At 39.4% G+C, this 13,356-nt stretch carries 9 protein-coding genes; all 9 read left to right on the top strand.

Features of this window, described 5'->3' with window-relative positions; all coding sequences use genetic code 11:
- Window positions 1–308: 308 nt before the first annotated feature.
- The 9 genes from N8L33_RS04585 to N8L33_RS04545 all read left to right on the top strand — a co-directional run bounded on the left by N8L33_RS04585 (window position 309) and on the right by N8L33_RS04545 (window position 13,355).
- The gene (locus N8L33_RS04585; RefSeq protein WP_261058655.1) at window positions 309–2,417 is read left to right on the top strand and encodes a type I restriction-modification system subunit M; all 2,109 of its coding nucleotides are present in this window, start codon (window positions 309–311) and stop codon (window positions 2,415–2,417) included.
- Window positions 2,410–3,705 carry a restriction endonuclease subunit S gene (locus N8L33_RS04580; RefSeq protein ID WP_261058653.1) on the top strand — a complete coding sequence of 432 codons (1,296 nt, stop codon included), beginning with the start codon at window positions 2,410–2,412 and terminating at the stop codon, window positions 3,703–3,705. The genes N8L33_RS04585 and N8L33_RS04580 overlap by 8 nt, the downstream gene beginning before the upstream one ends.
- A complete protein-coding gene (locus tag N8L33_RS04575) occupies window positions 3,706–4,557 on the top strand; it encodes a DUF6731 family protein (RefSeq protein WP_124787866.1) in 852 nt (283 codons plus the stop codon).
- Window positions 4,541–5,035 carry a hypothetical protein gene (locus N8L33_RS04570; protein ID WP_124787867.1) on the top strand — a complete coding sequence of 165 codons (495 nt, stop codon included), beginning with the start codon at window positions 4,541–4,543 and terminating at the stop codon, window positions 5,033–5,035. The genes N8L33_RS04575 and N8L33_RS04570 overlap by 17 nt, the downstream gene beginning before the upstream one ends.
- A gap of 47 nt (window positions 5,036–5,082) precedes the next feature.
- Entirely contained in the window at window positions 5,083–8,061 is a 2,979-nt protein-coding gene (locus N8L33_RS04565; protein ID WP_261058646.1) for a type I restriction endonuclease subunit R, read from the top strand.
- A 123-nt stretch (window positions 8,062–8,184) separates the two neighbouring features.
- Window positions 8,185–9,798 carry a ribonuclease Y gene (locus N8L33_RS04560; protein ID WP_000404936.1) on the top strand — a complete coding sequence of 538 codons (1,614 nt, stop codon included), beginning with the start codon at window positions 8,185–8,187 and terminating at the stop codon, window positions 9,796–9,798.
- 129 nt (window positions 9,799–9,927) lie between these two features.
- A complete protein-coding gene (gene gmk / locus N8L33_RS04555; RefSeq protein ID WP_000775041.1) occupies window positions 9,928–10,554 on the top strand; it encodes a guanylate kinase in 627 nt (208 codons plus the stop codon).
- Between the two features lie 24 nt (window positions 10,555–10,578).
- Window positions 10,579–10,893 (top strand): DNA-directed RNA polymerase subunit omega, encoded by a 315-nt coding sequence (gene rpoZ, locus N8L33_RS04550; protein WP_000979235.1) that lies wholly within the window; start codon window positions 10,579–10,581, stop codon window positions 10,891–10,893.
- 65 nt (window positions 10,894–10,958) lie between these two features.
- Window positions 10,959–13,355, top strand: coding sequence for a primosomal protein N' (locus N8L33_RS04545; RefSeq protein WP_261058645.1), 2,397 nt, complete (start codon window positions 10,959–10,961; stop codon window positions 13,353–13,355).
- The last annotated feature ends 1 nt before the right edge of the window (window position 13,356 follow it).

Here is a 13,356-nt window from a genome sequence, read left to right as displayed (position 1 = left end):
ATGGGACTTTTTTTCTACACAAAAATAGGCTCCATAAGATTCATAGGGGATTTACCCACTACAAATATTATAGAGCCCAAAGATCATTACTAAGTCTACTGAAAGGTAGGCTTTTTATTTTTTTAAATTTTTATGAGTAAGTTTAAGATAAAGTTTTTGGAAAATGACAAACTCCCTAATACAAAAGACAAAAAGTCAGTAAAGGAACTTAGTATATGAACTTCGATCTTTACCCTTGAATACGCTTTATAACTCGTATTTTGTGGTATAATGAAGAGAATTGTTAATAATAAAAACAGGGGAAGTAAATGTCTAATTTCAAAGAAAAATTACCACTATTCCAAGCAAATGACATCCAAATTTCTAATGATGTCAATACGGTTTGGTCTATCGCTAACACTCTTAGAGGAGCTTATCGAGCAGATAAGTATCGCGATGTCATTATTCCAATGTTTGTCCTGACTCGTTTAGAAGCTGCCTTGCTGCCAACCAAGGATCAGGTGGTAGCACAATACAAAGAAAATCCCAATACACCTGAGAAAGTGTTGGAGAAACTTTCAGGCTATCGTTACTACAATGTTAGTCCTTTTACGTTGGAAAATCTTCAAAATGATCCAAATGCAATCGAGGAGAATTTTATAGCCTATCTGGATGGCTATTCTTGTCGTGTCAAGGATATCATTGAAAACCTAAAATTTAAAGAGCAAGTCCGTACCCTAGCCCAGAGTGGCCGCCTTTTCACGGTTATTAAAAAGTTCTCTCAAATTGATTTATCTCCAAGTTCAGTTGACTCTATGCGTATGGGATACATGTTTGAGGATATCATCCGCCGATTTTCTGAAAATGAGGAAGCAGGCTCTCACTATACCCCTCGTGAGGTTATTGCTCTGATGGTCAACCTCCTCTTGATTGAGGCAGACGAAGAACTTTTTGTTGATAAAAAAGAGTTGAAAATACTAGATATGGCGGCTGGAACTGGGGGAATGCTGGCTACGGCTAAAAGCTATATTGGTCAGTTGAATACAGGAGCCACTGTCCGACTCTTTGGTCAGGAAGTTTTGCCTGAAACCTTTGGGATTGGTCGTGCAGATATGCTAATTCGTCAGGAAGATTCTGACTATTTTGTGAAGGTGGATACCTTAAAAGATTCAGATCCTTTCCCAGATACTAAAATGAGTTTTGTCATCGCTAACCCTCCCTTCGGTCAAGCTTGGGGTGGTAAGGATGCGGATGATGGGGTTGAGGATGCAGTTAAGAAAGATCATCAACTCTTTGATAAAACAGAAGGTCGTAAAGGTCGTTTTGTTGCGACTCCAGGAACTGGAGATGCTCAACTACTCTTCCATCTTCATGCTCTTGCAAAATTAGAAGAAAATGGCCGTGCAGCCATCATTTCAAATGGGTCTCCCCTCTTTTCAGGTGGGACGTCATCGGGAGAAAGCCAGATTCGCCGTTATATCCTTGAGAATGATTTGCTAGAAGCTATAGTCGCCCTTCCAGGTCAATTTTTCTATAACACAGGAATTAGGATTTATATCTGGATTTATAATAAAAACAAGTCTCCTGAGCGCCAGAACAAGGTTCAGTTTATCGATGCGACGGAGGAGTTTGTTCCTCTACGTAAATCTCTAGGTCAAAAACGCCGTGAGTTGTCCCAAGATAACATCCGTCAGATTCTTCGCTGGTACGATGATTTTAAAGAAAATGACCATGTAAAAATCTTTGACAATCAAGAGTTTCTCTATCGAGAGTTTACAGTTATGCAACCTCTGCAACGTCGTGGCCAGATAAGCGAAGAAACAATTGAGAAAGCGAAAAGCGTTCCTTTCCTAGCTAAACTATTTGATGAATACAAGTACCAAGAATTGCTAGAGATGGAACCACGTTCAGCCAAGGATGAGAAAAAATTACAGGACTTTGTAGCTGGTCAGACCAAGCAAGAAGCTATCCTGACAGCTCTTGCTAAGGGAATCTCTGACAAGACCTATCCTGACTTTGAGAACTTTGTCCAAGTCATCAAGGACTTGCTGGGAGAGTTTAATCTTACGTCTGCTAATATCAATGCGCTAGCCTTAGCTATGAGTGAAATGGACAAGACAGCAGAGGTTATCCGAACCAAGAAGAAAGACAAGGCGAATGAGATTGCCGATGGGATTGTCTATGATAAGACAACCAAGGACAGTGAAATCGTTAAGCTGACAGAGAATGTGGAAGACTACTTTGCGCGTGAAGTCTATCCCCATGTACCTGATGCCCATTACTGGTTTGATGAGGAAAAGGGCTATGGAGCTGAGATTCCTTTTACTCGCTATTTCTATCACTACCAAGCACCAGAAAGTGCAGAAAAGCTCTTAGATGAGTTCTATGACTTGGAAGCAGAACTACAGACTCTCTTGGAGGAACTAAAACATGACTAGGATGAAAGAGAGTGGTATCGACTGGATTGGACAGATACCAGAAGAGTGGGAAGTTGATTTCGTTAATCATATTTTTGAAGAACACAAGCAAAAAAATAAAGGTAATAAAGAAAAAAATCTATTATCGCTAAGTTACGGTCATATTATCCGAAAATCTATAGATACTTCTTTTGGACTTTTACCAGAATCATTTGATACTTATAATATTATTCAAAGAGGAGATATTGTTTTACGTCTGACTGACTTACAAAATGATAAAAGAAGTCTTCGTGTTGGACTTGCAAGAGAAAATGGTATTATAACTTCAGCTTATTTAACGTTACGCTTAAAAAATATATGTTGTAGTGATAGCTATATGTATTATCTATTACACACGTATGATATTTGTAAAGTTTTTTATAACTTTGGTGGTGGAGTTAGACAAGGTGGAACTTGGTCAGATATTTATAAAATGGAGTTATTAATTCCCCCAGAAAATGAACAACAAAAAATTTCTGATTTCCTTGATAAGAAAACAGCACAGTTGGATAAGGTAAAAGCCCTATTGGAAGAGCAGATTCAAAAACTTAAAGACTACCGTGCTAGCCTGATTTATGAAACCGTCACAAAAGGACTGGATAAAACAGTCCCAATGAAAGATTCAGGTATCGACTGGATTGGAGAGGTGCCTGAAGGGTGGGGAGTAAGTAAATTAGAACAGTATGTAGATATATTTGGAAGAATAGGTTTTAGAGGATACACTACAAATGATATTGTTAACGAAGGGGAAGGAGCTATTTCATATAGTCCCTCAAATATAATTGACTATAGTGTGATAGATAATAATAATACTTATATTTCGTGGAGTAAGTATGATGAGTCTCCGGAAATCCAAATTAAAACTGGTGATGTCTTGTATGTAAAGACAGGATCTAGTTATGGAAAAGCTGGAATTGTCAATAAGCTTTCAAATAAAGCAACGATAAATCCTCAATTGGTAGTTCTAAAACCTAAAAAAAATACAGATTCACGCTTAATTAATTATTTTTTGAACAGTTCTGTGGGAAAGGATCAAAGTGAGTTAATAGTCGGAGGGAGTACAATTCCAACTATTACACAAGAAAGTATAAAAAAAATGATATTCCCCAAAATGTCTTTCGAAGAACAACAAAAAATTGCTGATTTTCTAGATAAGAAAACTATTCAAATTGATAAATTAATTCAAATCAAGAACCAACAAATTGAAAATATTAATAAACAACGACAAACTCTTATTTATGATTATGTAACAGGGAAGAGGAGGGTATAAATGCTTGTGGAACGTGAATTCAAGTGTCTTTTTTATAAAGCTGTTTCTAAAACAAATGCAGTATCAAAGATTAATGCATTTTTTGCAGGTCTTAATCCAGCAGTATCATTGGTTACGGAATCCATTGGAAATCTATCATATTATTTACGCAATGATATTCGTAAAACAGATACGTATATAGTATTTACTATTGCAAAGGTTAATTTGGAACAAGATATTCAAATTGATGATATTCAGACTCAAAATAGAGATATTGTGGAAAAAGAAGATACCGAAGGAATAGCTAATGATGCTCAATTTTTGTATGATTTTAAAAATAGCATTTTGCTTCAGAAAAGAGGGAAATCGCAAACTACAATAGAAGAATTAAGAAAATTTATAGCTTTAAAGGTCGGAATTGATTATAAAGAATTTGAATTTGTTATCATAAAGGATAAGGATGCCACTAAAAATCTAGATAAGATGCGACATGTTCATGATGTTGTTTTTTCAATCGCTATTCCAGAAAATTTATCATTATTCTCAGAACAAGTAAAAGATATTAATAGTGGTGTTGAATTTGCTAAGGAAATGTCAGCAAAAAGTATGGAATTGAGAATTAAGGGGACTGATTTAAATAAAAATAGACTGAGACGTGCAATAGACGAATTTTGTTCTTATAAAGATAATCAAAATGTAAAGATAAGAACTATGTCTGTCTATGGTGATTCTGAGATAATAGATTTAGTAAATCATAAGTTGAACTATTATGAAAAATATTACATAGAAGATATTGATAATGATATTATTTACGATAAACTGGAAAAAGCATACAAAGAGAAGGAAGGATATTTAGTTGCTTTCAAAGATTAGAAAATACAAGGGATATTTATTTTTAATAATCTCTTTAATAGTATCTTTCTACGCTTTTCATTCCCAACTTCAATTATGTGTTATCCATAATTATGTTGAATTCGTATCATCTATCCAAAATGTTTTGATTTTTATATCAGGTGTATTAGTTGCTGCATTTGGAATAACATCATTTTTTGCAACAAATCGATTTATAAAAAAATTAAAAAGTCTTAATGTAGATTTATTGATAATAGAAAGACTATTTGATCTATCGTTATTATCCTTTATATTAACAATTTTTCCTTCTTTTTTTCTTGCTCAAGAACCAAGTAGCACTAATGATATTTTACGTGTAACTCTTTCTATATTTATTGGATTATTAATGTTTTTTGTATTATCGCTATGTGATTTAATAAAGGCGTTTAGAAAAATATTGAAAATTACTATAGATTCTGAGAAAGAAAGAAGAAAGATGACGGAAAATGATGATATTTAAGCATAAGGAAGATAAAAATTTTAGTTAGTATTAGAAAGTGAGAAACTATGGCAAATTTGGGCTTGAAGGAGCGCTATGATTTCCAGCAGTGGATTATCAAAGACCTGAAAGATAAGAATGGCTATATTCAGCGGGATAATGCTCAGTACAATCCTCGATTAGCCATGGATGAGGAACTCCTATGGGATTTTCTGATGGAGACCCAAGAGGAGACCATGGACTATCTTCTTAAAAAGCTTAGCAAGGAGACAATCGTCAATCTGATTAATAAAGAAATCGTCAAGGGTGGCTTTTTATTCGCCTTGAAAGAAGGAGTTTTCATTGAAAATAAACAACTTCGTCTTCTCTATCGTAAACCTGCGACTAGTTTTAATGAAAAGGCTGTTCAACAATACCAAGCCAACTGTCTATCTATTATGGAAGAAGTGGTTTACGAGGAGAGCGATCGCATTGACCTTGTTATCTTTATCAATGGATTAGCACTATTTGCTATCGAACTTAAGTTTAATCCCAGTGGTCAGTCTGTTCAGGATGCCATCAAGCAGCTCAAGGGGCGCAATCCTAAGAATCGTCTTTTCCGTTTTGAACAGGGAGTCTTGGCTTCCTTTGCGGTGGATACCCTAGAAGTCTATATGACGACGCAATTGAAAGGACAAGAAACCTATTTTCTACCTTTTAATGTGGGGAAAGGGGAAGGTATTGAGATGGGAAGTGGCAACCCTCACAACCCTGATGGTGTCGATACAGACTACTTGTGGCTTGATGTCTTGACCAAGGATAGTATTCTCCAGTTAATAGAGAGCTTTATCTTTTTTGAGATGGATAAGCATAATTCTAAAAAGAAGACCCTGATTTTCCCGAGATACCATCAGCGAAGAGCTGTTAGCCGTCTCCTAGAAGACATGAAAGTCAATCATACTGACAGTAATTATCTGATTCAGCACTCAGCTGGTTCTGGTAAAACCAATACCATAGCATGGTTAGCTCACAGTTTAGTTTCTCTTCATGATGATCAGAATCAAAACATCGTAGATACTGTATTAATCGTTACAGACCGTATCGTAGTTGACCGTCAATTGCAAGAAGCGGTCAAGGAAATCTCCCACAAGCCTGGAGTGGTCAAGGTAATGGGAGATAAAGAAACCTCCAGTGACTTAGCGGATGCGATTGCAGGAAATACAAAAATCATAGCTACGACGATTCATAAGTTTGCCCAAATCAACCAATCTAACTGGATGTCTGTAGGGAACACTGCGAAAAAGAAATTTGCCATCCTGATTGATGAAGCCCATAGTTCAACGACAGGATCCTATATGAGTTCGGTTAGTCAAGTCTTGACAGAAACAGATACAGAAGATGGAACTATCGATGAGATTCAAGAAGTAAGTGTTGCGGATGCTATCGAGCAGGAGATTGCTCGGACAGGTAAGCAGGACAATGTCTCAATCATTGCCTTCACCGCAACCCCAAAGGCGACAACTCTACAGCTATTTGGGACAACCCAAGCAGATGGATCTAAAGCTCCTTTTGATGTTTATAGTATGAAGCAAGCTATTGAGGAAGGTTTTATTCTAGATGTTTTAGATAACTATACGACTTATAAGACCTATTACAAGCTCAATAAAGCAGTCGAAGAAGATCCTGAGCTAAAAACGACTCTTGCCAAGCGTAAGATTGCAAAGTTTGTAGAATTATCTGATGAAAATATCAATCAAAAGGTTGAAATTATCATGGATCACTTTATCAGTCATGATATTATGGCTGAATTGGGTGGTCAAGGTAAGGCTATGATTGTTACTTCGGGTCGTGAGGCAGCAGTTAAGTATCAATTTGCCTTTCAAAAGTACTTCAAAGACCACAGTATCACTAGTATTGGAACCCTGATTGCCTTTTCTGGCAAGGTTGATTATCAAGGTAGTGAATATACTGAGTCGCAAATGAATCAGGTCAAGGAAGATTATTTGAAAGATCATTTTGATACGGAGGACTACCAAATCCTGATTGTGGCAAATAAGTATCAGACAGGGTTTGACCAACCCAAACTGGTTGCTATGTATGTAGATAAAAAGTTGCGAAGTGTTGCTGCGGTGCAAACATTGTCTCGTTTGAATCGTATCTATAGAGGCTACAACAAGAAGACCTTTATCCTTGATTTTAAAAATACTTATGACGATATTCGCTCAGCTTTTTCTCCCTACTACCGTGAGACTATTTTAGCAGATACAGTCACACCTAGTGATGTCTTGACCTTGGATCGGAAAATTGATGAGTATGGTATCTTGGACAGTGATGTTGTTCATGAGTTTAATCAATTCTTATATCAAGAAAAGAGAAACAGCAGAGAAAAACAAAAGATGGTTTCTCTGTTAAATCAAGGCTATGATAGAGTTAGACGGTTTGATGAGAAAGAACAACTTTCTATTCGAAAGGTTATTCGAGGTTTTCTTAGAATGTATACTTTCTTGATTCAGGCAACTGCTTATCAAAATGAAGTTCTACACGAACGTTATAATTATCTGCAAAGTCTTGTCAAGATGATTGATGTTCGCATTGGAGGAGATGATTTTACAATAGCAGATAAGATCGTAGTGGACTATATGAAACATAAGCAAACAGGTTCCTTCAGGTCAGTTTCTGAATTGGAATATCATCCAGAGTTAATACTTACCAAGCCAAGTACTGGAGGTGTTACGACTGACCAGGAGAAGCGTTTATCTGAAATCTTAGATGAAATTAACGAACAGTTGGATTTGGATATTGATCACCAAGTCGGTCTAAGTGGAGCGGTATCCATTCGTGAATTAATGAAAAAGAATCCAAGACTAAAGCAATCTGCTCGTGTCAACTCTAGAGAAGACTTTGTTTTTGCTTTTGAAGAAGAGATTGACAATGCTCTTATAGAAGGATACTCTCAGAGTCAAGATTTATTTGGTGCTCTATTAAATAATGATTCTTTCAAGAAGAGATTAGCAGATATATTTATTGATGATGTGTTCAAAAGTTTGAAGGGATCCGAAGAAGTGTAATCCAAAAATTCACACTAATTTCCCCAAAACATATTCTATTTTAGGTTTGTGAAAATCACTTTTTTATGGTAGAATGTAAAAGAATGTATGTCATTCGGAATAACAATAAAATGAGGTAAAAACATGGAAATCATGTCGCTTGCGATTGCTGTTTTTGCCGTCATCATTGGTTTAGTCATTGGATATGTCAGCATCTCAGCTAAGATGAAATCATCTCAGGAAGCTGCAGAGTTGATGCTTTTAAATGCTGAACAAGAAGCAACTAATTTACGTGGACAAGCTGAGCGTGAAGCGGATTTACTTGTTAATGAAGCCAAACGTGAAAGTAAGTCTCTTAAAAAAGAAGCACTATTGGAGGCCAAAGAAGAAGCCAGAAAATACCGTGAAGAAGTGGACGCTGAATTCAAATCAGAACGTCAAGAACTCAAACAAATCGAAAGTCGTTTGACTGAGAGAGCTACTAGCCTCGACCGTAAGGACGACAATTTGACGAGTAAAGAACAAACACTTGAACAAAAAGAACAAAGTATTTCTGATAGAGCAAAAAACCTTGATGCGCGTGAAGAGCAATTAGAGGAAGTCGAAAGACAAAAAGAAGCAGAGCTAGAGCGTATTGGTGCCCTGTCTCAGGCAGAAGCACGGGATATTATCTTGGCTCAGACAGAGGAGAACTTGACCAAGGAGATTGCCAGCCGCATTCGTGAAGCTGAGCAAGAAGTCAAGGAACGTTCTGATAAAATGGCCAAGGACATCCTGGTTCAAGCTATGCAACGTATCGCTGGTGAATATGTAGCGGAGTCAACAAACTCAACAGTTCATCTGCCAGACGATACTATGAAGGGACGCATTATTGGTCGTGAAGGTCGTAACATTCGTACCTTTGAAAGTTTGACAGGGGTTGATGTCATTATCGACGATACACCAGAAGTGGTGACCTTGTCAGGATTTGATCCGATTCGTCGTGAGATTGCCCGTATGACTATGGAAATGTTGCTCAAGGATGGTCGTATCCACCCAGCTCGTATCGAAGAGTTGGTTGAGAAAAACCGTCAAGAGATTGACAATAAAATCCGTGAATATGGTGAAGCTGCTGCCTATGAGATTGGTGCGCCAAATCTTCATCCAGACTTGATGAAAATCATGGGTCGTTTGCAGTTCCGTACTTCTTATGGACAAAATGTCTTGCGTCATTCGATTGAAGTTGCTAAGTTGGCTGGTATTATGGCCAGTGAACTTGGTGAAAATGCGGCTCTTGCCCGTCGTGCAGGGTTCCTTCACGATATCGGGAAAGCTATTGACCGTGAGGTTGAGGGTAGCCACGTTGAAATCGGTATGGAACTGGCACGTAAGTACAAGGAACACCCAGTTGTGGTCAATACGATTGCTAGTCATCACGGCGATGTCGAAGCAGAAAGTGTGATTGCAGTGATTGTTGCTGCAGCAGATGCCTTGAGTGCGGCCCGTCCAGGTGCTCGTAGTGAGTCTCTTGAAAGCTACATCAAGCGTCTCCATGATTTGGAAGAAATTGCGAATGGCTTTGAGGGAGTGCAAACTAGCTTTGCCCTTCAAGCAGGACGTGAAATCCGCATCATGGTCAATCCAGGACAAATCAAGGACGACAAAGTCACAATCTTGGCTCACAAAGTTCGTGAGAAAATTGAAAACAATCTCGATTACCCAGGAAATATCAAGGTAACCGTGATTCGTGAGCTTCGTGCAGTAGATTATGCTAAATAAATAAGAAAGAGCAGTTGAAAAATTACTGCTTTTTTGTTACACTAGATAGAAAGACTGTAAAGGATAATCTGGCTTTTTGCCATTATTCTAGAGAAATGTTATTTCACAGACTGACTAAAAGGAGACACAATGGCAGACCGAGGCTTACTAATCGTTTTTTCTGGTCCTTCAGGGGTTGGCAAAGGAACGGTTAGAAGAGAGATTTTTGAGAGTTCTGAAAACCAATTTCAATACTCTGTATCGATGACGACACGCGCACAACGTCCTGGAGAAGTGGACGGTGTTGACTATTTCTTCCGCACTCGCGAAGAGTTTGAAGAGCTGATTCGTCAAGGACAGATGTTGGAATACGCAGAATATGTCGGCAACTACTATGGAACTCCTTTGACCTACGTCAATGAAACCTTGGACAAGGGAATCGATGTTTTCCTTGAAATTGAAGTTCAGGGCGCTCTTCAGGTCAAGAAAAAGGTTCCAGATGCTGTCTTTATCTTCTTGACACCACCAGATTTGGATGAATTGCAAGATCGTTTGGTAGGACGTGGAACAGACAGCGCAGAAGTAATTGCCCAACGAATCGAAAAAGCCAAGGAAGAAATTGCCCTCATGCGTGAGTATGATTATGCGATTGTCAACGATCAGGTGCCCCTAGCTGCTGAGCGTGTCAAACGTGTGATCGAAGCAGAGCACTTCCGTGTAGATCGTGTCATTGGTCACTATCAGGAGATGTTACCGAAATCTCCAACTACCCGATAAAATTTAGAAAATAGGTACAAGCAAATGATGTTAAAACCCTCTATTGATACCTTGCTCGACAAGGTTCCTTCAAAATATTCACTCGTAATCTTGGAAGCAAAACGTGCCCACGAATTGGAAGCAGGTGCGCCCGCAACTCAAGGTTTCAAGTCTGAAAAATCAACTCTTCGCGCTTTAGAAGAAATCGAATCAGGAAACGTTACAATTCACCCAGACCCAGAAGGGAAACGTGAAGCAGTGCGTCGCCGTATCGAAGAAGAAAAACGCCGCAAAGAAGAAGAAGAAAAGAAAATCAAAGAGCAAATCGCTAAAGAAAAAGAAGATGGTGAAAAAATTTAAGGTTGGGGGGACTCAATCTTATTTTTTCTATTGCAAGAATGTACTGACAAGGAGGAGGTGAGAAGATGGCTATAGCCAAGATTATCGTAGATGTGCCTTTGATGCAGACGGACCAGCCCTATAGTTACAGGATTCCTGAGGAATTTGAGGGAATGCTAGAAGTTGGGATGCGGGTTCATGTGCCCTTTGGTAAGGGAAATCGTCTGATTCAAGGGATTGTTCTTGGTTTGGAGTCCCAACCAGATGAAGAAGAGGCTAATCAAGATTTAAAAGATGTTGCCGAAGTACTGGATTTTTCTCCTGTTCTCACGCAAGAACAACTCTGGCTGGCTGAGGAGTTACGCAAGTCAGTCTTCTCCTATAAAATCTCCATCCTTAAGGCTATGCTACCAGGATTTCTGAACTCTAGCTATGATAAGATTCTCTATCCTCTGGAAGGTTTGAGTCAGACAGACAAAGAGCGCTTGTTTGGTTCAGAAGATTCTCTAGCTTTTTCTTCTCTGGATTTAGGTAAGCAAGCCGAAATGATGCGTTTGACTAGAAAAGGCCTGCTTGGTCTGGAGTATCAGGCAGTCGATCAAAAGAAGGTCAAGACCCAGTCTTGGTATGAGGTAGACCTTGCTCAATTAGAAAGTGTAGAGATATCTGCACGCGCCAAGAAAAAGTTGGAATTGAGAGACTATTTGCTTTCTCATCCTGAGAGTGCTTCTTTGGCTAGTTTGTTAGAGTTCTATTCGCGAGAGCAAGTCAACTTCTTTGTGGAACAAGGTGCTGTTTCCATAGTCCAAAAGGAAGTGCAACGCTCGGCTGCTTATTTTGAAGGCATTGAGGCAAGTCGACCCTTGGAGTTGAATCCTGAGCAAAGACAGGCGCGTGATGCGGTTGTCAGTGCTATTGGCAGTCATCAGCCTCCCTTCCTCCTTCAAGGGATTACGGGAAGTGGGAAGACCGAGGTTTATTTGCAGATTATCCAAGGGGGCTTGGACAAGGGCAGGACAGCTATTTTGCTGGTTCCTGAGATTTCCCTGACTCCACAGATGACGGAGCGTTTTATAGCACGTTTTGGGGACAAGGTGGCCATTCTTCATTCAGGCCTATCCAATGGTGAAAAGTATGATGAATGGCGCAAGGTGGAACGCGGCGATGCCCAAGTTGTGGTTGGCGCCAGATCTGCCATCTTTGCTCCACTGAAAAATCTAGGTGTCATGATTATCGATGAAGAGCATGAAGCGACTTATAAGCAGGACAGCAATCCCCGTTACCATGCTAGAGAGGTTGCTATTTTACGGGCCCAGTATAATCAAGCAGCCCTGGTACTTGGTTCAGCAACTCCTAGTCTGGAAAGCCGTGCTCGGGCTGGTAAAGGCGTTTATCAACATTTACGTCTGACCCAACGTGCCAATCCTTTGGCTAGGATCCCTGAGGTTCAAGTAATTGACTTTCGAGACTATATCGGACAAAATGAGACGTCAAACTTTACGCCTCCTTTGCTAGAAGCCATTCAAGATAGACTGATTAAAAAAGAACAGGTGGTTCTCATGCTCAATCGCCGTGGTTATTCTAGCTTTGTCATGTGTCGGGAGTGTGGGACCGTGGATACTTGTCCCAACTGTGATATTTCCCTGACCTTGCACATGGATACCAAGAGCATGAACTGCCATTATTGTGGTTTTTCGAAAGACATTCCTCAGGTCTGTCCTAACTGTAAGAGTCGCAGTATTCGTTACTATGGGACAGGAACTCAGAAGGCTTATGACGAGCTGGCAGAACTCTTTCCCCATGCACGCATTCTGCGGATGGATGTGGATACGACTCGTAAGAAAGGTAGTCACCAAGCTCTACTTGACCAGTTTGGTCGAGGGGAAGCAGATATTTTACTAGGAACTCAGATGATTGCTAAGGGATTGGATTTTCCCAATGTGACTCTAGTAGGAGTTCTCAATGCGGATACGGCCTTAAATCTGCCTGATTTCCGTTCTTCTGAGAGAACTTTCCAGCTCTTGACTCAGGTGGCAGGTCGGGCAGGACGTGCGGAAAAAGCTGGTCAGGTCCTGATTCAGTCTTACAATCCTCAGCACTACGCTATTCGATTTGCTAAGGATCAGGACTACGAAGGCTTTTATGCCTATGAAATGGGTATTAGACGACAACTAGGTTATCCGCCTTACTATTTCACGATTGGCATTACCCTTTCTCATAAGAAAGAAGAAGAGGTGGTCAAACGTGCCTATGAAGTTATGAACATTTTGCGGTCAGGCTTGTCAGATACCAGTCACATTCTCGGGCCAACGCCAAAACCGATTGCTCGTACCCACAACCTCTATCATTACCAGATTTTAATTAAATACCGTTTAGAGGATGAGCTGGGGCCGACCCTCAATCAGGTCTTGGCCCTGACTCAAGAACGGGAAAATAGTGAGCTTCGTCTCAGTATTGACCATGAGCCACAGCAATTTTTATAAG

The sequence above is a fragment of the Streptococcus mitis genome (assembly GCF_946188695.1).
Classification (GTDB): Bacteria; Bacillota; Bacilli; order Lactobacillales; family Streptococcaceae; genus Streptococcus; species Streptococcus mitis_DF.
Note: the sequence above shows the minus strand (reverse complement) of the source record. Positions and strands in the feature narration are given on the sequence as shown.